At 74.8% G+C, this 21725-nt stretch carries 15 protein-coding genes; 4 read left to right on the top strand and 11 right to left on the bottom strand.

Annotation, left to right across the window (positions count from 1 at the left end; all coding sequences use genetic code 11):
* Nucleotides 1-145 precede the first annotated feature (145 nt).
* The 7 genes from mnhG to O7613_RS02800 form a co-directional block, all read right to left on the bottom strand.
* A complete protein-coding gene (gene mnhG, locus O7613_RS02830) occupies nucleotides 146-469 on the bottom strand; it encodes a monovalent cation/H(+) antiporter subunit G (protein WP_282291902.1) in 324 nt (107 codons plus the stop codon).
* Nucleotides 466-729, bottom strand: coding sequence for a monovalent cation/H+ antiporter complex subunit F (locus tag O7613_RS02825; RefSeq protein WP_281584343.1), 264 nt, complete (start codon nucleotides 727-729; stop codon nucleotides 466-468). The genes mnhG and O7613_RS02825 overlap by 4 nt, the downstream gene beginning before the upstream one ends.
* Nucleotides 726-1343: a Na+/H+ antiporter subunit E gene (locus O7613_RS02820; protein ID WP_282291901.1), complete on the bottom strand. Its 618-nt coding sequence runs from the start codon at nucleotides 1341-1343 to the stop codon at nucleotides 726-728. Before O7613_RS02820 ends, O7613_RS02825 begins: the two co-directional genes overlap by 4 nt.
* Nucleotides 1340-2845: a Na+/H+ antiporter subunit D gene (locus O7613_RS02815; protein ID WP_282291900.1), complete on the bottom strand. Its 1506-nt coding sequence runs from the start codon at nucleotides 2843-2845 to the stop codon at nucleotides 1340-1342. The genes O7613_RS02820 and O7613_RS02815 overlap by 4 nt, the downstream gene beginning before the upstream one ends.
* A gap of 88 nt (nucleotides 2846-2933) precedes the next feature.
* Nucleotides 2934-3410, bottom strand: coding sequence for a Na(+)/H(+) antiporter subunit C (locus O7613_RS02810; protein WP_281584346.1), 477 nt, complete (start codon nucleotides 3408-3410; stop codon nucleotides 2934-2936).
* Nucleotides 3410-6223 (bottom strand): Na+/H+ antiporter subunit A, encoded by a 2814-nt coding sequence (locus O7613_RS02805; RefSeq protein WP_282291898.1) that lies wholly within the window; start codon nucleotides 6221-6223, stop codon nucleotides 3410-3412. Before O7613_RS02805 ends, O7613_RS02810 begins: the two co-directional genes overlap by 1 nt.
* Nucleotides 6224-6366: 143 nt before the next feature.
* Complete coding sequence (locus O7613_RS02800; RefSeq protein WP_281584348.1) at nucleotides 6367-6720, bottom strand: hypothetical protein; 354 nt, start codon at nucleotides 6718-6720, stop codon at nucleotides 6367-6369.
* Nucleotides 6721-6895: 175 nt separating this feature from the next.
* Between O7613_RS02800 and O7613_RS02795 the strand changes: the two genes are divergently transcribed.
* On the top strand, nucleotides 6896-11509 hold the full coding sequence (locus O7613_RS02795) for an ATP-dependent helicase (RefSeq protein WP_282291896.1): 4614 nt from the start codon (nucleotides 6896-6898) through the stop codon (nucleotides 11507-11509).
* Between the two features lie 761 nt (nucleotides 11510-12270).
* Nucleotides 12271-13086 (top strand): SAM-dependent chlorinase/fluorinase, encoded by an 816-nt coding sequence (locus O7613_RS02790; protein ID WP_281584350.1) that lies wholly within the window; start codon nucleotides 12271-12273, stop codon nucleotides 13084-13086.
* A gap of 175 nt (nucleotides 13087-13261) precedes the next feature.
* On the opposite strand, the gene O7613_RS02785 is transcribed toward O7613_RS02790, so the two are convergent.
* The gene (locus O7613_RS02785; protein ID WP_282291894.1) at nucleotides 13262-14479 is read right to left on the bottom strand and encodes a hypothetical protein; all 1218 of its coding nucleotides are present in this window, start codon (nucleotides 14477-14479) and stop codon (nucleotides 13262-13264) included.
* Between the two features lie 107 nt (nucleotides 14480-14586).
* Here O7613_RS02785 and O7613_RS02780 point away from each other — a divergent pair, with 107 nt between their 5' ends.
* Nucleotides 14587-15378, top strand: a complete 792-nt coding sequence (locus tag O7613_RS02780; RefSeq protein WP_282291892.1) for a DNA-formamidopyrimidine glycosylase family protein — start codon at nucleotides 14587-14589, stop codon at nucleotides 15376-15378.
* Between the two features lie 167 nt (nucleotides 15379-15545).
* Complete coding sequence (locus O7613_RS02775) at nucleotides 15546-19205, top strand: multicopper oxidase domain-containing protein (protein WP_282291890.1); 3660 nt, start codon at nucleotides 15546-15548, stop codon at nucleotides 19203-19205.
* A 287-nt stretch (nucleotides 19206-19492) separates the two neighbouring features.
* Here O7613_RS02775 and O7613_RS02770 read toward each other — a convergent pair whose 3' ends face one another.
* From O7613_RS02770 to O7613_RS02760, 3 genes are all read right to left on the bottom strand, one after another.
* Nucleotides 19493-20257, bottom strand: a complete 765-nt coding sequence (locus O7613_RS02770) for a hypothetical protein (RefSeq protein ID WP_281584354.1) — start codon at nucleotides 20255-20257, stop codon at nucleotides 19493-19495.
* A 16-nt stretch (nucleotides 20258-20273) separates the two neighbouring features.
* Nucleotides 20274-21125 carry a PspA/IM30 family protein gene (locus O7613_RS02765; RefSeq protein WP_281584355.1) on the bottom strand — a complete coding sequence of 284 codons (852 nt, stop codon included), beginning with the start codon at nucleotides 21123-21125 and terminating at the stop codon, nucleotides 20274-20276.
* A 127-nt stretch (nucleotides 21126-21252) separates the two neighbouring features.
* Complete coding sequence (locus tag O7613_RS02760; protein ID WP_281584356.1) at nucleotides 21253-21702, bottom strand: helix-turn-helix transcriptional regulator; 450 nt, start codon at nucleotides 21700-21702, stop codon at nucleotides 21253-21255.
* Nucleotides 21703-21725 lie beyond the last annotated feature (23 nt).

Here is a 21725-nt window from a genome sequence, read left to right as displayed (position 1 = left end):
CGGGGTCGTCGGGGAGGGGAGATGCCGGGTACGACCCGGCCGGCTACTGCTGCCCTCCGGGGCAGGAGAGTCGATCATGCGGCCATTTTATCGGTGCCCGCTGGGTGCCCGCTGAAGGTGCCGGGAACCGCACCGCGGGTCCGGTTCAGGCCAGCTCGTCGACGTCGAGCAGGGTCCGGTCGATCCGCCCGGACCGGTAGGCGGCCCGGCCGATCATCTGCGCGGCGACCGGCGCGGTGGAGAGCTGGAAGATCGCCACCAGCGCCAGCATTCCCAGGTCCGAGCCGGTACGCAGGCGCAACGCCAGCCCGCCCAGGAGCAGCAGCACGCCGAGCACCTGCGGCTTGGTGGCCGCGTGCATCCGGTCCAGGGTGTCCGGGAACCGCACCAGCCCGATGCCGGCGACCAGGCTCAGCAACGCCCCACCGAGCAGCAGGATCCCCCCGGCCCAGTCCGCCACGACCCTCATGATTCGGCCCGGACGGCGAAGCGGACCAACGAGACCGAGCCGACGAAACCGAGCAGCGACAGCACCACGAGCACCGGCAGGGTGGTGGCGTGCCGGGTCACCGCCGCCTCCGCCCCGACCGCGCCGAGCATGGCCGCCAGCAGCAGGTCGGCGCCGACGATCCGGTCGAGCAGGGACGGGCCGCGGTAGATCCGGACCAGGGCGAGCAGCGCGGTGGCTGAGAACAGCACGGTCAGCGCGACGGCGAGCAGGGCGGTCACGTGTGGTTCCTCCGATCGGCGGGTTCGAGGTCGAGCTGGCGTACCTCGGTGGGAGAGCCGACGGCGCGGACGATGCGCCGTTCGACGGTGAGCACGCGGTCGCGGCTGCCGGCCAGGTCCTCGGGGCCGCGCACGTCCAGCACGTGCACGTAGAGCACGCCCCGTACCCGGTCGATGTCGAGGATCAGGGTGCCCGGCACCAGCGAGATCACCTCGGCGGTCAGCGCCAGGTTCAGGTCGGTGCGGACCCGCAGCGGCACCGCGATGATCGCGCCGCGCGGCCGGTAGCCGGGACGCAGCGCCACGGCCGCCACGTGCACGCTGGCGCTGACCAGCTCCGCGGCGAACGTGCCGGCCAGCACCAGCAGCGGACCGGGACGTAACCGGCCGCCGAAGGTGACCGGCGGCAGCGGGAAGAAGAACAGCACGGCCGCACCGACCACCACTCCGGTGAGCAGGTTGCCCCAGGAGACGTCGCCCCAGAGCAGCAGCCAGGCGACGACAAGCCACCCGAGCGCGACGGCCTGGTCGCGCCACCGCCCGCCCCGGCCCACCGTCGGCCGGTCGGCGGCCGGCGGCGCGTCGCCCCGACCCGGGGGCTCGTCGCCGGTCACGGCACCTCCCGGGGCAGGACCGCCCGGACGTACGGGGTGCGCTGGCGCAGGTCGGTGGCGGCGTCCACGGTGACCTGGAACAGTGGGCCGGCGACCAGGGTGAGCAGCACGCCGAGCGCCACGAGCGCGGCGGTGGCGCCGACCATCAGACCGGGCAGCCGGACCACCGGGGTGGTGGTGGCCAGTCGCGGCGACCGCCAGAACGCGATGTTCCACACCCGGGACGCCACGTAGAGGGTGAGCAGGCTGGTGAGCGTGCCCGCGCCGACCAGCACGGCGGGCAGCGCGCCGCCGGCCGCCACGCCGGCCTGGAGCAGGCCGAGCTTGCCGAGGAAACCGGAGAACGGCGGGATGCCGGCCAGGTTCATCGCCGGGACGAAGAAGAGCACCGCGACCACCGGGGTGATCCGCGCCAGCCCGCCGATCCGGCGCAGGTCGGTGCTGCCGGCCCGTTCCTCGACCAGGCCGGCGACCAGGAAGAGCGTCGTCTGCACGGTGATGTGGTGCACCACGTAGAAGATCGACCCGGACAGGCCGGCCACGCTGCTCAACGCCACCCCGAAGATCATGTAGCCGATGTGGCTGACCAGGGTGAAGGAGAAGAGCCGCTTCATGTCCGACTGGGCCACCGCGCCGAGGATGCCGACCACCATGGTCAGGCCGGCCACCACCATCAGCAGGCCGGACAGGTCGCCGCCGGGGAACAGCAGCGTCTCGGTGCGGATGATCGCGTACACCCCGACCTTGGTCAGCAGGCCGGCGAAGACGGCGGTGACCGGCGCGGGCGCGGTCGGATAGCTGTCCGGCAGCCAGGCGGAGACCGGAAAGACCGCCGCCTTGATGCCGAACGCGAGCAGCAGCGTCAGTTGCAGGGCCAGGCGTACGCCGGACGGCAGCGCGTCCAGCCGGCCGGCGAGCTGCGCCATGTTCACCGTGCCGGTGGCCGCGTACACAAGTCCCACGGCGGAGAGGAAGAGCAGCGACGACAGGATGCTGACCACCACGTACGTCGAGCCGGTGCGCAGCCGGACCTCGGTGCCGCCCAGCGTGATCAGCACGAAGCTCGCGGCCAGCAGGAGCTCGAAGCCGACGAAGAGGTTGAACAGGTCACCGGCCAGGAAGGCGTTCGTCACGCCGGCCGTGAGCACCAGGTAGGTGGGGTGGTAGATGCTGACCGGCGCGGTCTCGCCGGTCTCCGCCCGGCCCTGGCCGATCGAGTAGAGCAGCACGCAGAGCGTGACCGCCGAGGAGACCACCAGCATCAGCGCCGCCAACTGGTCGGCCACCAGCACGATGCCGACCGGCGCCGGCCAGCCACCCACCCGGGTCACCACCGGACCGTGCCGGTACGCCTCGACCAGCAGCACCACCGCGACCGCCAGGACGCCGGCCAGGCAGAGCACGCTGATCGAGCGCTGCAACCGGGGCCGCCCGGTCAGCATCAGGGTGAGCGCCGCGCCGAGCAGCGGCACCACCACCGGCAACGGCACCAGCCCGCTCACCACGCCGCCCTTCGGCGCGCGCGCGGGGCTGCGCCGCGCCTGCCGTTGCGTACCGGCAACGCTCGTGGACCCGGCCCGCTCCGCGCGCTCACGAGCCCTCGCCCCGGCGCAGCCGGCGGCGGGCCGGCTCCGGATCGACCTGTTCCGGATCGCCGTCCGGGCCCTCGCCGCCGAGGTCCGCGGTGGCCACCTCGTTGCGCTCGGCCAGCCGGACGATCTGCCGGTCCTCCAGGTCGTCCTGTACCTCGTCGTCACCGCTCGTGTGCCAGCTCCGGTACGCGACGGCGAGCAGGAACGCGGTCAGCCCGAACGTGATCACCACGGCGGTGAGCACCATGGCCTGCGTCAACGCGTCGCTCATCAGCTCCGGCGGGGCGGTGCCGACGAGCGGCGCCGCGCCGGACCGCCCGCCGAGCAGGATGAGCAGGTTCACCCCGTTGCCGAGCAGGATGACGCCGAGCAGGATCCGGGTCAGGCTGCGTTCCAGCAGCAGCGTGACACCCGTGGCGACGAGCACGCCGACCGCCAGCACGAGCACGAGCGTCGGCCCGGCCACGCCCCGCATCAGGACTGTCCCTCGCGCTGGACGGTGAGACCCCGGCCCGGCTCGCCGGCGGCCTCGACGTGCCGGTCCACCTCGGCGCCCAGGCTGCGCAGGATGTCCAGCACCAACCCGACCACGACCAGGTAGACGCCGATGTCGAAGAAGATCGACGTGACCAGGTAGGTGTGCCCCAGATCGACCTTGACGCTCTGCAGCACATCGCCGGTGAGCACCAGGCCGAGCACGCCACTGCCGACCGACAGGGCCAGGCCCGCGCCGAGCACCGTGCCGGCGCCCACCGGTGCCGCCTCGGCCAGCTCGTACCGCCCGCCGGCCAGGTAGCGCAGGGTCAGCGCGAGGCCGGCGACCAGCCCGCCGGCGAAACCGCCACCGGGGGCGTTGTGCCCGGAGAAGAGCAGGAACAGCGAGAAGAGCAGCACGGTGTGGAAGATCAGCCGGGTGACCACCTCGAACACGATCGAGCGCCGCCGCTCGTGCAGCGTCTGCCCGCCGCGCAACCAGACCGTACGCCCGGCGCGCGGCATCGCCGGGCGGGGACGGCGTGGGCGCGGCCCGGTCCGCGACCGCTCGAAGATCAGGCTGGCCACCCCGGTCGCGGTCACCACGAGCACCGAGATCTCGCCCATGGTGTCCCAGGCCCGGATGTCGACCAGGGTCACGTTCACCACGTTGCGGCCGTACCCCTGCGTGACCGCCAGGTCGGGAAAGGCCGCGGAGATCGGCGGCGCCCGCCGGGCCCCGGCCGCGGTCAGCGTCAGACCGGCCGCCACCAGGCCGGCGGCGACCCCGACGACCCGCCGCACCCAACGGCTGCGACGCAGCGGACGGGCCGAGAAGCGTTCCGGCAACCGGCGCAGCACCAGCACGAAGACGGCGATGGTGGCGGTCTCCACCAGGAACTGGGTGAGCGCCAGATCCGGCGCGCCGTAGAGGACGAACATCATCGCGGTGCCGTAGCCGGTCACGCCGACGAGCAGCATGGCGGTGAGCCGGCGGCGCGCGCCGACCGCCAGCACCGCGGCCACCGCGATCACCACGCAGACCACCAACTGGGCCGGGTTGTCCCAGGGCACCAGGTGGACCCGCCACGGCTCGGTGGTGACCATCGCCATGCCCGGCACCAGCACCAGGACGACGAGCACCGCACCGAGATACTGCGGCAGCGAACCACGCTGGGTGACGCTTGTGACGTGGATGGCGAACCGGTCGAAGCGGTGCGTCACCCACTCGTACCCCTGCCTGCCGGAGACCGGGGAACGCAGCGCGGCAAGCGCGGGCGCGAGCGGGCCGCGGGCCAGGTGCAGCGCCACGCCGCCGGCCAGCACCAGGGCGGAGAGGCCGAGCGCCGCGGTCGGCCCGTGCCAGAGCGCCAGGTGCTCCTCGACCGGGCCGAACAGTTCGGCGTACGGGTCGAGCAGGCCACCCAGCCAACCGGCGGCCGACCCGGCGGCGAGCCCGGCCACGGCGAGCATCGCCGGCGGCAGGAGCATCGCCGCGGGCGCGTGGGCCACCTCGGTGGCCGGCATGCCGGGCCGGGTGCCGAACGCGCCCCACAGGAAGCGGATGCTGTAGGCGACCGTCAGCGCGCTGCCGGCGACAAGCGCCACCAGCACCCACGGCCGGTCGGTGAACGCGGCGAGCACCGCCTCCTTGGCCACGAACCCGAGCAGCGGCGGCACGCCGGCCATCGACGCGGCGGCCAACGTGGCGACCGTGGCCAGCACCGGCGCGGCCCGCCCCACCCCGGACAGCTCCCGCAGGTCCCGGCTGCCCGCCTGGTGGTCGAGGAGCCCGACGACGAGGAAGAGCGCCGACTTGAACAGGGCGTGCGCCGCGAGCATGGCGACGCCGGCGAGCGCCGCGGCCGGGGTGCCCGCGCCGAGCGCCACCGCGAGCAGGCCGAGCTGGCTGACCGTCCCGTACGCCAGCAGCAGCTTCAGGTCGCACTGCCGCAACGCCGCCCACCCGCCGGCGACGAGCGTGACCAGCCCGGCGACCACGGTGACCGGCCGCCACGGCCCGGCCGGGGCGAGCGTCGGGCCGAGCAGCGCGATCAGGAAGACGCCCGCCTTCACCATGGCCGCCGCGTGCAGGTACGCGCTGACCGGCGTCGGCGCCGCCATCGCCACCGGCAGCCAGGCGTTGAAGGGGAACACCGCGGACTTGGCAAGCGCGCCGGCCAGGATGAGCAGCACCGCGGTGACCAGGTATCCGCCGCCGGGCAGCGGCGCGGCGGCCACCGTCGACAGGCGGTAGCCGCCCGCATGGTGGCCGAGCAGCAGGAACCCGACGAGCATGGCCAGCCCGCCCAGCGTGGTGACGGTGAGCGCCTGCGCGGCGGCCCACCGGCTGGACCGGCGCTCGGTGCTGTGGCCGATCAGCAGGTAGGAGAAGACGGTGGTCAGCTCCCAGAAGACGTAGAGCAGGAGCAGGTTGTCGGAGACGACGAGCCCGAGCATCGCGCCGGCGAAGGCCACCATCACCGCGGCGAACCGGCCCAGCCCGATCGAGCCGGCCCGGAAGTAGCGGGCCGAGTAGACGAGCACGAGCGCGCCGACGCCGCCGACCAGCAGCAGCATCAGCCAGGACAGCGTGGTGACGCGCAGCGCGACGTCGAACCCCAACTGCGGGATCCAGGGGTACGTCTCGGCCACCGCGCCGCCGTCGCGTACCGCACCGGTGCGCGCCACCGCCCAGCCGGCCGTGGCGGCCGGGGCGAGCGCGAGCAGCAGGCAGGCGCGCGGACCCCACCGGCGGACCAGCGACGGCGCGAGCAGGGCCGCCACCAGGTGCAGGATCAGCAGGACGAGCACGCGCGCTCCCGGTCGAGGTGACAGCGCGCCGGGGCACGCTGGGTGCACGACCGATCAGACGCCACTTCCCTCGCAGCCGGGCCGTTTTCCCCGAAACCCACCCACCTCGCTGCCCCGGCCCGCTCGACCAGGAGTTCGGGCCGTCAGTGGAAGGGGGCGGCGTTGCGGCGGGACTGCGCCGCCTGGTTCGGGCGGTTGAGTTGACGGGCCGCCCGGTCGACCACGCGCTGCGCGCCCGCGAGCGAGCGGACCGGCAGCCGGGCGTCCCGGCTCTCCCGCCGCAGGACGAAGTAGTGCACCGCGGCCCGGACCAGGGCCCGGTCGGCGGCGCTGGAGCGGGCGGTGGCGACCACCATCTCGCGCAGGCGCCGGGCCAGTTCCTCGGCCAGCTCCAGCTCCGGACCGTGCAGGCCGGCGCGGAGCGTGGCGAGCCGGCTGTCGACCTTGCGGATGAGCACGTCGGTGCCGGTGCTGAGCCCACGGTCCTCCACGGTCATCCACGCCTCCACCCACGCCGCGTTGCGAGTGAAGTTACTTTATGTTGTAGCTTGCAAGCAAGCAGTTAAGTAAGACTTAACGGAACAATTGGCCTATTCATCGCGCCAATTCGTCGGGCGGACAGAACCACCCGCTGCCGAGCCGGATGTCGTACCGGCGCGGCAGGATGGGGGCGTGGCGGACGAGGTGACCCCGGCAGGCGGGGTGCTGGCGAGTTTCGGCGCGGCGACCCGGGAGTGGTTCACCGCGGCGTTCGCCGCGCCCACCCCCGCCCAGCAGGGGGCCTGGCGCTCGGTGGCCGCCGGGCGCAACGCCCTGGTGGTCGCGCCGACCGGCTCCGGCAAGACGCTCGCGGCGTTCCTCTGGTCGCTCGACCGGCTGGGCAAGGAGCCACCGCCGGCCGATCCCCGGCGGCGCTGCCGGGTGCTCTACGTCAGCCCGCTCAAGGCGCTCGCCGTCGACGTGGAGCGCAACCTGCGCACCCCGCTCATCGGCATCCGCCAGGCCGCCACCCGCCTCGACCTCGTCCCGCCGGACATCACCGTCGGCATGCGCACCGGCGACACCCCGGCGGACGAGCGCCGGGCCTTCGCCCGCACCCCGCCGGACGTCCTCATCACCACGCCCGAGTCGCTGTTCCTGCTGCTCACCTCCGCCGCCCGGGACTCGCTGCGCGGGGTGGACACGGTGATCGTCGACGAGGTCCACGCGGTGGCCGGCACCAAGCGCGGCGCCCACCTGGCCCTCTCCCTGGAACGGCTGGACGCGCTGCTCGACCGGCCCGCCCAACGGATCGGGCTCTCCGCCACCGTCCGACCGATCGACGTCTGCGCCCGCTTCCTCGGCGGCGCCCGGCCGGTCGACGTGGTGCAGCCGCCGGCCGACAAGACCATCGAGGTAAGCGTCCAGGTCCCGGTGGAGGACATGACCCGCCTCGACGAGCAGGAGCCGCCGGAGGACGAGCTGGGCGGTCCCGGTCCACGCCGGCCCTCCATCTGGCCGGCGGTCGAGGAACGGGTGCTCGCGTTGATCCGGGCGCACCGCTCCACGATCGTCTTCACCAACTCCCGGCGCGGCGCCGAACGGCTCTGCGCCCGCCTCAACGAGCTGGCCGCCGAGGAGTCGGAGGCGACGACCGCCCCGGACGGCAGCCGCGTGGCCCGGGGCGGCGAGCCGGTGCGCGCGCCGCGGCAGCCGGCCGAGGTGATGGCGCAGTCCGGCGCGGCGGTCGGCGCGCCGGCGGTGATCGCCCGGGCGCACCACGGCAGCGTGTCCCGGGAGGAGCGCAAGCACATCGAGGAGGCGCTCAAGTCCGGCCAGCTCCCCGCCGTGGTCGCCACCTCCAGTCTGGAGCTGGGCATCGACATGGGTGCGGTCGACCTGGTGGTGCAGATCGAGGCGCCGCCGAGCGTCGCGGCCGGGCTGCAACGGGTGGGCCGGGCCGGGCACCAGGTGGGCGCCGTCTCCCGCGGCGTGGTCTTCCCCAAGCACCGCGGTGACCTGCTCTCCTGCACGGTCGTCGCCGAGCGGATGGGGGTGGGCGCGATCGAGGAGCTGCACTACCCGCGCAACCCGCTCGACGTGCTCGCCCAGCAGATCGTCGCGATGGTGGCGCTGGAGCCGTGGCAGCTCGGTGACCTGGCCGTGCTGGTCCGCCGGGCGGCGCCCTTCGCCGAGCTGCCCGACTCGGCGTTGCACGCGGTGCTCGACATGCTCTCCGGCCGTTACCCGTCCACCGCCTTCGCCGAGCTGCGGCCCCGCCTGGTCTGGGACCGGGCGACCGACGTGCTGACCGGCCGGCCCGGCGCCCAACGGCTCGCCGTGACCAGCGGCGGCACCATCCCCGACCGGGGCCTGTTCGGCGTCTTCCTGGCCGGTGCCGAGCGGGCGGCCCGGGTCGGCGAGCTGGACGAGGAGATGGTCTACGAGTCGCGGGTCGGCGACGTGTTCCTGCTCGGGTCGTCGTCCTGGCGGATCGAGGAGATCACCCCCGACCGGGTGCTGGTCTCCCCCGCCCCCGGCCAGGCCGCCCGGATGCCGTTCTGGAAGGGCGACCAGCTCGGCCGCCCGGTCGAGCTGGGGCGGGCGATCGGCGCCCGGGTCCGCGCGTTGCTGCGGCAGTCCGACACCGACGCGGTGGCCGCGCTGCGCGCCGGTGGGCTGGACGACTGGGCCGCCGGCAACCTGATGACCTACCTGCGCGAGCAGAAGGCGGCCACCCGGTCGCTGCCCGACGACCGGACGGTGGTGGTCGAACGGTTCCGCGACGAGCTGGGCGACTGGCGGCTCGCCGTGCACTCGGTGCTCGGCGCCCGGGTCAACGGCCCGTGGGCGCTCGCCATCGGCCGCCGGCTGGCCGAGCGCTACGGCGTGGACGCGCAGGTGATGCCCTCCGACGACGGCATCGTGGTCCGGCTGCCGGACACCGCCGAGGAGCCGCCCGGCGCGGACGTGGTGGTCTTCGAGCCGGACGAGGTCGCCCACCTGGTGGAGGAGTCCGTCGGCACGTCGGCGCTGTTCGCCTCCCGGTTCCGCGAGTGCGCGGCCCGGTCGCTGCTGCTGCCCCGACGCGACCCGCGCCGCCGGCAGCCGCTGTGGCAGCAGCGCCAACGCGCCGCGCAGCTCCTCGACGTGGCCCGGGAGTACGCCGACTTCCCGGTCACGCTCGAAGCCGCCCGGGAGTGCCTCCAGGACGTCTTCGACCAGCCGGCCCTGGCCGAGCTGATGCGCGACCTGGCCGCCCGCAAGGTCCGCCTGGTCGAGGTGGAGTCCGAACGCCCGTCCCCGTTCGCCCGGTCGTTGCTCTTCGGCTATGTCGGCGCGTTCCTCTACGAAGGTGACGCGCCCCTGGCCGAACGGCGCGCCGCCGCGCTGGCCCTCGACTCCGGGTTGCTCGGCGAGCTGCTCGGCCGGGTCGACCTCCGGGAGCTGCTCGACCCGGCGGTGCTCGCCGAGACCGAACGCCAACTGCGCTGGCGCACCGACCAGCGGCGACCCCGCGACGCCGAGGACGTGGTCGAGCTGCTCCGGGTGGTCGGCGACCTGAGTCCGGCCGAGCTGGCCGAGCGGGGGGTGCCGGAGGAGTGGCCGGCGGAGCTGGCGGCGGCCCGCCGGGTGCTGCGGGTGCGGATCGCCGGCGAGGACCGCTGGGTGGTCGTCGAGGACGCGGCCCGGTTGCGCGACGCGCTCGGGGTGGCGCTGCCCGTCGGGGTGGCCGAGGCATACCTGACGCCGGTGGCCGACCCGCTCGGCGACCTGGTCGCCCGATACGCCCGCACCCACGGCCCGTTCGCGGCGGCCACCTGCGCGGCCCGGTTCGGGCTCGGCGTGTTCGTGGTCGAGCAGGCGCTGCGCCGGCTCGCCGCCAACGGCCGGGTGGTCTCCGGCGAGTTCGCCCCGGACAGCGTCGGCACGCAGTGGAGCGACGCCGAGGTGCTGCGCCTGCTGCGCCGCCGCTCCCTGGCGGCGCTGCGGCGGGAGATCGAGCCGGTGCCGCCCCGGGCGCTCGCCGCGTTCCTGCCCCGCTGGCAGCAGGTCGGCTCCTCGGCCCGCGGGGTCGAGGCGGTCGCCGCCACCGTCGAGCAGTTGCAGGGCGTGACCGTGCCGGCGTCGGCGCTGGAACGCCTGGTGCTGCCCGCCCGGGTCGCCGACTACTCCCCCGCCCAGCTCGACGAGATGTGCGCCAGCGGCGAGGTGCTCTGGGCCGGCGCCGGTGCGATCTCCGGCGGCGACGGGTGGGTGACACTCGCGTACGCCGACGTCGCGCCGCTGCTGCTGCCCCCGCCGGACGAGGCCCTGACGCTCACCCCGCCGCACGCGGCCGTGCTCGACGCGCTCGCCGACGGGCAGGCGCTCTTCTTCCGCTCCCTGTCCGACCGGGTCGGCGCGACCGACGACGCCGCCCTGTCGGCCGTGGTGTGGGACCTGGTCTGGGCCGGTCACCTGACCAACGACACGCTCGCGCCGCTGCGCGCCGCGCTTGGCGCCGGCGGGGCGCACCGGTCCCGGCCGTCGGCCCCGCGTACCCGCTACCGCCGCCCCGGCCGGGTGGCGCTGCCCAGCCGCGGCGGCCCGCCGACCATGGCCGGCCGGTGGTCCCGGCTGCCCGACCGCGACCTCGACCCGACCCGCCGGGCCGCCGCCCTGGCCGACCTGCTGCTCGAACGGCACGGCGTGGTGACCCGCGGCGCGGTCGTGGCCGAGCAGGTGACAGGTGGCTTCGCGGCGGTCTACCCGGTGCTGTCCGCGCTTGAGGAACGCGGGGCGGCCCGACGCGGCTACTTCGTCGAAGGGCTCGGCGCGGCGCAGTTCGCGGTGCCCGGAGCCGTCGACCGGATCCGCGCCCTGGCCGACCCGGCCGACCACGGCCGGACCGACGGCGGCCGGAGCCGGGGCGGGCCGACCGTGGTGCTCGCCGCCACCGACCCGGCGAACCCGTACGGCGCGGCACTGCCCTGGCCCGAACGTGTGGTCGACTCGGGTGACGGCGCGGCACCGGCCACCGGTCACCGGGCCGGGCGCAAGGCGGGCGCGCTCGTGGTGCTTGTCGGCGGCGACCTGGTGCTCTACGTCGAACGGGGCGGGCGGACGATCCTCTCGTTCACCGACGACGCCGACACGCTGGGCGCGGCAGGCAAGGCGCTCGCCGACGCGGTGCACTCCGGCGCGCTCGGTGCGATCTCGGTCGAACGCGCCGACGGCGAGGCGGTGCACTCGTCCCCGCTGCGCGACGCGCTCACCGCGGCCGGCTTCCGGGCCACCCCTCGGGGCCTGCGCCTACGCGGCTGACCGCCCCGGCCGCCTCTCCGTCACTCGCACCTAACCTCCGGCCCCGCGTGCCCGAGGAAGCGAGCCGATCCGGGCTTGCCCGAAGAAGCGAGCCGATCCGGGCTTGCCCGAAGAAGCGAGCCGATCCGGGCTTGCCCGAGGGAACGGGCCGATCCGGGCTTGCCCATAGGCTCCGGCCCCGCGTCTCCGGCACGGCAGCACGGAGGCACGGCAGCACGGAGGCACGGCTCTCTGGGGCACATGGCTCTTCACCCAGCCCGGCACCTGTTCCCACCCCCGATGGCCCCAATCGGCCCGACGATCGCCACAACTCGGCGCGCCTGCCCGCCGGCTACGAGATCTTGGTACGAAATGGCCCCTCTGGGGGCCTTTTCGTACCAAGATCTACGGGATCCCAATTAGTGGACGCGAATCTCGAATTGTGGAGATCAAGCGTGGTTCCGGAGCTCGAAAGGGGCGGGGATGACGAAATGGACGAGAGGTGGTGAATGAGGAGGGCGAACAGCGGGACGGCAGAACAGGAGGAGGGCAGGACGGGACGACGGCAGAACAGGAGGGCTGCAAGACGAAGGGACAGGAGGACAGCGGGACGAACAGCACCGGAAGGGGAGGGAGAAGAGGAAGGGGAGGGAGAAGAGGAAGGGGAGGGACGGAAAGGAGGGAGGAAGCAAGAGAAAGGTGGGGGACGGGAGTGAGCGGGGACGGCGCGGAGGACGGCTCGGGGACTGGTTAGGGTTGCCGGACACGTGGAGGAGGGACCGATGGCGATCCAGCCGGACGATCCACCGCCGGCGAGCGGGCCGTGTGTCTCGCTGACCACCGACTACGGGCTCGCGGACGGCTTCGTGGCGGCCTGCCACGGGGTCCTCGCCCGGCTCGCCCCGGCCGCCCGGGTGATCGACGTGACACACCTGGTGCCGCCGGCCGACGTGCGGCGGGGCGCCGCGGTGCTGGCGCAGACGGTGCCGTACCTGCCGGTCGGGGTGCACGTCGGGGTGGTCGACCCGGGGGTCGGCACCGAGCGGCGCGGGATCGCGCTTGCCACACCCGGCGGGCTGTTGGTGGGCCCGGACAACGGGCTGCTCGTGCCGGCGGCCGAGGCGCTCGGCGGGGTGACCGGGGCGGTGGAGTTGACCAACCCGGAGTGGTGGCTCGCGCCGACGGTCCCCCGCACCTTCCACGGGCGAGACGTGTTCGCGCCGGTGGCGGCCCGGCTGGCCGTGGGCGCGCCGCTGGCCGGGGCCGGACCGGCCGTCGACCCGGCCGCTCTGGTCCGGCTGCCCGAGCCGGTGGTCCACGCCGACGCGGGCGGGTTCCGCGCCGAGGTGGTGACCGTCGATCACTTCGGCAACGTGCAGCTCGCCGCGCCGGCCGCGCTGCTCGACGGGTTGCCGGCCCGGGTACGGGTGGGCGGCCGGTCGGCCGTGCACGGCCGCACGTTCGGCGACGCCGCGCCGGGTGAGCTGGTGGTGTACGTCGATTCCGCCGCACTGGTGGCGGTGGCGGTGCGCACCGGCCGCGCCGTCGACCTGCTCGGCGTCAGACCGGGCGACGTGCTCACCGTGACCGGCGACTGAGCCGACCCGGACCGCGCAGGCGGACCGGCCGGGCGAGCCGGCCACCGGCACACGCAGGCACACCCGGCCAGGCGAGCCGGCCACCGGCACACGCAGGCACACCCGGCCGGGCGGAACCGACACCGGGACCGGCCGCGCGGGGCCGCGGCGCGGGCGATCATCGGCCAGGACGCCGTCAGCAGTGTGGCGCCGTGCCACCGAGGGTCGTGGACAGGTACGCGTGACTCACGTACAGCCCGCCCACCAACCGGTACCAGCGGGTCGTGGTGCGGTACGGCCCGGCGATCCGCTGCCCGGTCACGTAGCAGTCGATCGGCACCTGCGCGTAGGTGGCGGCCAGGCCACGGCTCGGATACGACGTGCCGGCGCCGGTACGCAGGTTCAGCGGCCCGGAGCCGACCACGCCCCGGATCCCGCCGGCCGTCCAGAGCAGGGTCACGTTGATCCACGCGTTGTCGGTGAGCCGAAGTCCGTCCCAGAACGTCCCGTCGGCCAGGTCCAGCCCGGCCGGGTTGCGTACGGTCCGCCCGAACTGGTCCCGCCCGCCGTTGTATCCGTTCTGGTAGGCGGCCTGGGCCTCGGGGAGCCCCTGCGGCAGGTTCCGCCAGTTCTCCCGGACGTCCGACGGGTTCCACCAGTCGTCGCGGGTGTTCCACGGGCCGACGTCCCAGACCGGCGCGTACTCGCAGCGGCTTCCGTTCGTGGTGCAGACCTTGACCGTGTAGTCGCCGGTTCCGCGTGGGGAGAGGCCACGCCGGGAGGGCAGCGCCGCGAAGTGGTCCCGGACGCCGACGGTGTGCCCGTTGGCGGTGACGCCGCCGACGAGACCGATCCGGGTCGCGTACACCCGGTAGGTGAGCGCGACCGCCGACGGGGCGGTGGTGGCGGCGGTGTCGGCGGCGAGGGTCAGGCCGGTCACGGTGGCCTCCGCGGCGGCGTTCGGGGTGGTCAGCACGACCCGGGCCTGCACCTGGGTGACCGGCTGGTCGAAGATCGCCTCGGCGGCGTCCCGCCACTCGGTCCAGCGACCGGCCCGCCACCCGCGCACCTGGGCCGTCGCCGTGCCGCCGCCTCCGGTGCGGGCGGCGAGCTGGGCGCGTACCCGGGTGGCGGGGTGGTCGAGCGCGCGCGGCGCGGTGAGCAGGATGCCCTCGGCGACCGGTCCGGCCGCGGCGGCGGGCCGGGTGTGGTCGGTGGGGTGGGGATCGGCCAGCCGCAGGCGGCCGGACCGCCAGGTGACGTTGACGTCGTCGTCGCCGGCGACGGTGAGGTCGGCGGACCAGCGTTCGGATCCGGGGGCGGCGGCGCGGGCCGGCGTGGGGGCGCCGGGCAGGCCGGCGGCCAGGGTGAGCAGGGCGGTCAGGGCGATTGAGGTACGGCGGACATGGGCCATGGGATTCTCCTCAGAACTCCCTGATCCTCGCCGTTAAACGAATGAATCGGAACATAGGTACAAATAGCGAAACACGCGAATTTCGTTCGGTCGGGGAGAATGGTGGCGTGCCCGAAGGTGACACCGTCTGGAACACCGCCCGCGTGCTGGAACGCGCGCTGGCCGGGGCCCGCCTGACCGGGTCGGACTTCCGCGTGCCGCAGCTCGCGACCACCGACCTCACCGGCTGGACCGTCCGCGAGTCGGCCAGCCGCGGCAAGCACCTGCTGTTGCGGCTGGCAGATCCGGACGCCACGGACTGGACGCTGCACTCGCACCTGCGGATGGACGGCGCCTGGCGGGCGTACGCGCCGGGCGAGCGGTGGACGGCCCGGCCGGCGCACCTGATCCGGGTGGTGCTCCGCTCCCCCGACGCGGTCGCGGTCGGCTACCACCTGCACGAGCTGGCGCTGGTCCCGACCGCCGATGAGGGCACGCTCGTCGGCCACCTCGGCCCGGACCTGCTCGGCCCGGACTGGGATCCGCAGGAAGCGGTCCGCCGGCTGGCGGAGCATCCGGAGCAGAGCATCGGCGAGGCCCTGCTCGACCAGCGCAACCTGGCCGGGGTGGGCAACCTCTACAAGTGTGAGGTGCTCTTCCTGCGCGGGGTGTCACCGTGGACGCCGGTGCGCGCGGTGCCCGACCTGGCCGGCACCGTCACGCTGGCCCAGCGGCTGTTGGCCGCCAACCGGGGTCGCTGGACGCAGAGCACCACCGGCGTGCTGCGCCGGGGCGGGACCAGCTACGTCTACGGCCGCCGGGCCCAGCCGTGCCGGCGGTGCGGCGCCGCGATCCGCAAGGATGAACTGGGCGAACGGGTCACCTACTGGTGCCCGGCCTGCCAGCCGGAACGCGAGTGACGTGGAACTTCCACGAACCGCCTAACATCCCCCGAGATAGGGACGATTGGGTACTTCCCTCTCGCCCCTCCGGCGTCGCATGCTGCGATGGACCGCTCACCGCTCGTCAGCAGCGCGTACGCCGCCACGCCGGGGTGACGGCCGCGCGCCCCGATCCGGGGAGAGCCATGGTGCTGTTCCGCAGACTCCGGCCGGTCCGGGCCGCCACGGTCGCCGAGGAGACCGCGCCCACCGTCCCCACCGCCCGCGCCACCGACGAAAAGCCGACCGAGCCGCCCACGCCGACCGCTTCGGCAACGCCGACCGCGCCGGCCGGGACGACCGCGCCGAACCCGGCGAGCCTGGACCCGGACGTCGCGCCGCGCCTGTTCGGGCCGGTGCCGAACACCGCCGCCAGCCCGCTGCCCGTGCTCGACCCGGACGGCCGGCCGGTGCCCGGCACCGGCATCCGCAAGTTCGTCGACCCGCTGCCCGCACCCGGCCGGCCGGCCACCGCCGGGCTCGGCGCCCGCCTGCCCGTCGCCGTGCCCGACACCATCACGTGGCCGGGCTGCGACTACTACGAAATCGGCCTCCAGGAGTACGCGCAGCGCCTGCACCGGGACCTGCCGGCCACCCGGCTGCGCGGCTACCGGCAACTCAACCTGGGCACCGACGCCGCCGGCCACAACACGGTGAGCCCGCCCGACCGCCCCTGGCACCTCGGCCCGATGATCGTGGCGCGACGGGGCCGGCCGGTGCGGGTCAAGTTCATCAACCAGCTCCCCACCGGCCGGGCCGGCGAACTGTTCCTGCCGGTCGACGAGACGCTCGACGGGGCCGGCGCCGGGCCGCTCGACGGGCCCGCGCCCTACCCGCAGAACCGCGCCGTGCCGCACCTGGCCGGGGCGCGTACCGCGTGGACGAGCGCCGGCAACCCGTGGCAGTGGGTGACCCCGGCCGGCGAGATCACCCCGTACCCGGTCGGGGTGGGTGTGGTTCCGGTGCCGGACATGCCCGCTCCGGGCGCGGGCGCCACCACGCTCTACTTCCCGAACGACCAGAGCGGCCGGCTGATGTGGCTGCACGACAACACGCTCGGCCTGTCCCGGCTCACCACCTACTCCGGGCAGCTCGCGCTCTGGCTGCTCACCGACCCGGCCGAACAGCGGCTGGTGGACGACGGCGTGCTCCCTGCCGACCAGCTCCCGCTGGTGATCGAGGACAAGACGTTCGTGCCCGACGACGCGCAGCTCGCCGCCCAGGACCCGACCTGGGACCGGGACCGCTGGGGCGCCAAGGGCAGCCTCTGGCACCCGCACGTCTACCAGCCCCGGCAGAACCCGTACCGGCTCAGCGGCACCAACCCGACCGGCCGCTGGGACTACGGGCCGTGGACCCACGACCCGGACGGCGGGGCGAGCCCGTGGGTCGCCCCGGTGCCGAGCCCGCACCACGACCCGGCCACCGAGCCGGACGAGCCGCCGCTGGTCCCGGCCGTGCCGCACCCCTCCGCGGTCCCCGAGGCGTACGGGGACACCCCGCTCGTCAACGGCGTCGCCTACCCGTACCTGGAGGTCACGCCGACGGCGTACCGGTTCCGGATCCTCAACGCCTGCGCGGACCGGGCGCTCAACCTCCAGCTCTACCGGGCCGCCTCGGACGGGCCGATGTGGGCGCCCGACGGCGGGCCGGCCGACCCGCTCGCCGGCGAGGTGCCGATGGTCGAGGCGGTCCGCGCGCCCGGCCGGCCGGCGGACTGGCCGGCGGACGGGCGCGACGGCGGCGTGCCCGACCCGGCCGCCGCCGGCCCGGAGCTGATCCAGATCGGCAACGAGGGCGGCCTGCTCCCGGCCCCGGTGGTGCTGGCGAACCGGCCGGTCGACTACCGGTACGACAGGCAGGACCCGACCGTGCTCAACGTGGACGGGCACGCGCTGCTGCTCGCCCCCGGCGAACGCGCCGACGTGGTGGTGGACTTCTCCACCGTGCCGCCGGGCGGCACGCTGATCCTCTACAACGACTGCCCCGCGCCGCTGCCCCGGTTCGACCCCCGCTACGACCACCACACCGGCGCACCGGACCGCACCGCCACCGGCGGCCTCCCGCCGACCCGCCCCGGCTACGGCCCGAACACGCGGACCCTGCTCCAGATCCGGGTGACCGGCACCCCGGGGCCGCGCTTCGACCGGCGGCGGCTCGCCGCCCGGCTGCCCGGCGCGTACGCGGAGAGCCAGCCGCCGCCGATCGTGCCGCAACCGGCGTACGACCCGGCGTTCGGCACCCGCACCGCCGGCCCGACGCTGGTCCCGGCGCGGGCCGGCGCGGTCACGTTCACCCCGCTCGGCGGATCCGCCCCGGTCACGCTGCCCCTGGCGGTGAAGTCGGTCGGGCAGATGTTCGAGCCCCGGCACGGCCGGGCGGTGGGCCGGCTCGGCGTCGGCCACCCGATCGGCGGACCGCTCGTCCCGGCCGTCCTGCCACTGGGCCCGGCCGACCCGGCCACCGAGGTGCTGTTCGCGACCGACCCGACCGTGCCGGTGGGCGCGCCCGCGGACGGCACCCAGCTCTGGCGGATCGTCGGCGACTCCGACCGCACCCACCCGGTGCACGTCGAGGGCGTCGACGTGCAGGTGGTCAACCGGGTCGGCTGGGACGGCACGCTCCGCCCGCCCGACCTGGGCGAGCTGGGCTGGAAGGACACCGTCCGGGTCAATCCCCGGGAAGACGTGATCGTGGCGCTGCGCCCGGTCCCGCCCGACCTGCCGTTCCGGATCGGCGACAGCGTACGGCTGCTCGACCCGACCCGCCCGGCCGGCGCGCGGCTGGACGCCGGCCCGGTGAGCCCGGTCGACGGTGGGCCCGCGGTGGTGGTCAACCACCTGGTCAATCTGGGTTGGGAGTACCGCTGGCAGACCCGCTCGGCGGGGCTGCGCGACCAGGGCATGAGCCGGCCACTGGTGCTGCGGGTGTCGCCCCGCGCGCCGACCGGGCTGACCGCCACCCCGGCGCCGGGGTCGGCCACCGCGCTGCCCGCCATCGCGCTGACCTGGACCGGCAACGGCAGCCGCCCACCGGCCACCAGCCATCGGTTGCAACGCGCCACCGACAGCGCCTTCACCGCCGGCCGCACCGAGATCACGGTGGCCGCCGCCGCGACCCGGTACACGGACGCGACAGTCACCCCCGGCGTCACCTACCACTACCGGATCCGGGCCGAGAACGCGGTGAGCTGCTCGGCCTGGTCGAACAGCGCGCCGGCCTCGGTGCGGCTGGCCCCGCCGGCCCGGCTGACCGCGGTGGTGCCGCCGGCAGCGCCGGTGCGGGTGGCGCTGCGCTGGGCGAACCACTCGTTCGCCACCGGCGTGGACGTGCAGCGGGCCACGAACCCGACGTTCACCAGCGGGCCGGGCACCACGGCGATCGCCGTCGGCGAGACCCACCTGGATCCGGCCGTCGCCCCCGACACCACCTACTACTACCGGGTACGCACCACCTATCTGGGTGCGGCGTCGCCCTGGTCCACGGTGGCCACGGTGACCGTTCCGCCCCGACCGGCCACGCCCACGGGCGTGACCGCCACCGTCGGCGCGCCGTCCCCGGACACCGCCTTGGTGACGCTGGGCTGGTCGGCGGAGGCGCCGGCCGGGCCGGGCGCCGGCTTCCTCGTGGAGCGCGCCCTCGACGGGGCCTTCACCCGGGAACCGGCCACCTTCCGGGCGACCGGTCGCGGCTTCACCAACACCGGCCTGTCCCGCGGCGTCACCTACCACTACCGGGTACGCGCGACGAACGTGGTGGGCGCCTCCCCCTGGACCCCCGCCACCAGCATCACCACCCCACCCTGACCCAGCTTTTCACCGACCCGGCCCGGCCCGGCGGGCTGGACGTCGGTAGGCCGGACGCCAGTTCGGTGATGTGGCGGTATCCGACCACCGGCGATGGCCCCCACTTCACCGAACTGGTGTTGATCATGGCCAAACGATCACCGCCCGCGCTTCCTCGCACGAGACCCGGCCGGAGAGCAGGCCACCGTGCGGCCGGTTGCCCGTTTTCACGCCTGCGCGGCGTCCCGACGAGACCAGGTGACTTGGAAGGTAACGGCGCCGCGGAGGAACGGGCCGCCGGAGCGGCGTCAGGAGGGGCGGGGCTGGGGGGTGCGGAGTTCGGCCAGGGCGGCGGCCACGCCGTGCAGCATGTCGGTGGCCTCGGTCAGGCGGGCGGCGGCGGGGTGCGCGGTGTTCGGACGGGCATCCTCGGCCACGTAGCCGGCGGCGGCCACCACCAGCCGCTCGTAGGCGGCCACCCCGTCCTCCAACTGGGCGACGAGCATCGCGTGCACCTCGGCGAGCGGCCCGTGCGGGGCGAGCTTCACCGCGCCTTCCACGCCTGCCACCCGGGTGGCCAGTTCGCGTAGGGAATGGTCGGCCTCGGCCGCTTCCCGGACCGCCGGCTCGGCCAGCCCGGTCAGCCGGCCGGCCAACCCGCCGAGGGTGAGCGCGGCCCGGTCGAGCCGGGCCCACGGCTCGGCCGCGGCGGTGCCGCGCAGACCGAGGCGGGCGCGGACCCGGCGTACCTCGGCGAGGACGCCCGGGCCCACCGGCAGCCGTTCGACGGCGGCGACCAGCCGGGCGCGGGATCGGGCGGCGGCCTCGGCCGGGTCGAGCGCGGGCGGGGCCGGCACTGCCGCGAGCGCCCGGTGGTCGGCCCAACGCCAGCACGCCACCGCGATCGCGCTCCCCGCGGCGCCGGCCCAGGCCGCGTCCGGCAGGCCCAGCCCCGCGTACGGGGTGAGCACCGCGGCGGCACCGCCGAGCCCGCCGGCCAGAACGCTCCACCGCCGCGCCGAGCGCCGCAGCTTGCCCAGCCGGCGGAAGTGCCGCGTCCGCTCGTCCGCCATCGCTCTCCCCCGTCCGTCAGCCGGTGGTGGTCTCCCCGGTGCCACGCTCCCGGCTCATGCTGGCCCGGATCTCGTCCAGCTTGGCGGTCGCCGCCGGGTCGGTCGCCGGACCCACCGCGGGGCGCTCCGACCGGCCGTCGACCTGCTTGCCGGCCATGCTCGACCGGATCTGTTCCAGCCTGGCCGACCCGGCCGAGTCGATCGACGCCTTCTGGATCTCCAGCATCCGGCCCTCGACCGAGTTGCCGGCCAGCTCGGCCCGGCCCATGGCGGTGGCGTAGCGGCTCTCGATCCGGTCGCGCACCTCGTTCAGCGACGGGGTGTTGGCCGGCGCGGTGAGCGACGACATCGACTCCAGCGAGCGGGCCACGCTCTCCTGCATCTTGGCCTGCTCGAGCTGGCTGAGCAGCTTGGTGCGCTCGGCGAGCTTCTGCTGGAGGATCATCGAGTTGTTCTCGACCGCCTTGCGGGCCTGCGCCGCCGCGTTCAGCGCCTGGTCGTGCAGCGTCTTCAAGTCTTCCAACGCCTGCTCGCCGGAGACCAGCTGGGTGGCAAGCATCTGGGCGGACTGCTCGAAGCGCCCGGCCTCGGCCTCGTCACCCCGGCCCCGGGCCTGGTCGGCAAGCGTCAGCGCCTGCCGCGCGTTGCCCTGGAGCTGCTCCACCTCGGTGATCTGCCGGGACAGCTTCATCTCGAGCTGACGCTGGTTGCCGATCACCGCCGCCGCCTGCTGGACCAGCGCCTGGTGTTGCCGCTGCGCCTCCTCGACCGCCTGCTGGATCTGCACCTTCGGATCGGCGTGCTCGTCGATCTTCGCGCCGAAGGCCGCCATCAGGTATTTCCAACCCTTGACGAACGGGTTAGCCATCTCCGCCTCGTCCCCTCACAGTAGCGTCACGCCTACATCGTCCCAGTCGGACGCCACTCCGGCACCCGTACGATCCTGATCAACATTACGACGTGGACGCCAGCGGCGACATGGGCGGACGGCACGGTCAGGCGGCGCAGACCACGTCCCGCTCGGCGGGGCGCACGCGCGCGCTGCGCAGCGTCGCCTTGAGCGGCGAGTCCTGCCGGACCTGGACGGCCACCGCGCCGTCGGAGGTGACCTGCCGGACCCCCCGGTTCGTCGCCTTACGCACGGCCGGCGTGGCCACCGACGTCGACTCGACGGGCTCGTCGGCGACCGGCACCAGCACGCCGGGCATCTGCTCGGCCAGCGCCACCGTGTCGCTCACCTCGCGCAGCAGCTCGGACAGGCGGGCGCCGAGCGCGTCGCAGATCGCCGCCAGCAGCTCGCTCGATGGTTCCTTCTGGCCGCGTTCGATCTCGGAGAGGTAACCGAGGCTGACGTTGGCGGCGGACGAGACCTCGCGGAGGGTGCGGTGCTGCCCCTGCCGGCGCGCCCGCAGTGCGTCACCGATCACCCGGCGTAGCAGGACCATCGCACCTCCCCGTGAACGGGTCA

It is taken from the genome of Micromonospora sp. WMMD975 (genome assembly GCF_029581215.1).
Lineage (GTDB): Bacteria > Actinomycetota > Actinomycetes > Mycobacteriales > Micromonosporaceae > Micromonospora.
Note: the sequence above shows the minus strand (reverse complement) of the source record. Positions and strands in the feature narration are given on the sequence as shown.

Bases quoted from the DNA above. Each gene is read 5' to 3' on its own strand.
- O7613_RS02760 (WP_281584356.1), bottom strand. From the start codon at position 21,702: ATGGTCCTGCTACGCCGGGTGATCGGTGACGCACTGCGGGCGCGCCGG.
- O7613_RS02790 (WP_281584350.1), top strand. From the start codon at position 12,271: ATGGCGATCCAGCCGGACGATCCACCGCCGGCGAGCGGGCCGTGTGTC.
- O7613_RS02810 (WP_281584346.1), bottom strand. From the start codon at position 3,410: ATGCGGGGCGTGGCCGGGCCGACGCTCGTGCTCGTGCTGGCGGTCGGC.
- mnhG (WP_282291902.1), bottom strand. From the start codon at position 469: ATGAGGGTCGTGGCGGACTGGGCCGGGGGGATCCTGCTGCTCGGTGGG.
- O7613_RS02785 (WP_282291894.1), bottom strand. From the start codon at position 14,479: ATGGCCCATGTCCGCCGTACCTCAATCGCCCTGACCGCCCTGCTCACC.
- O7613_RS02800 (WP_281584348.1), bottom strand. From the start codon at position 6,720: ATGACCGTGGAGGACCGTGGGCTCAGCACCGGCACCGACGTGCTCATC.
- O7613_RS02765 (WP_281584355.1), bottom strand. From the start codon at position 21,125: ATGGCTAACCCGTTCGTCAAGGGTTGGAAATACCTGATGGCGGCCTTC.
- O7613_RS02775 (WP_282291890.1), top strand. From the start codon at position 15,546: ATGGTGCTGTTCCGCAGACTCCGGCCGGTCCGGGCCGCCACGGTCGCC.
- O7613_RS02770 (WP_281584354.1), bottom strand. From the start codon at position 20,257: ATGGCGGACGAGCGGACGCGGCACTTCCGCCGGCTGGGCAAGCTGCGG.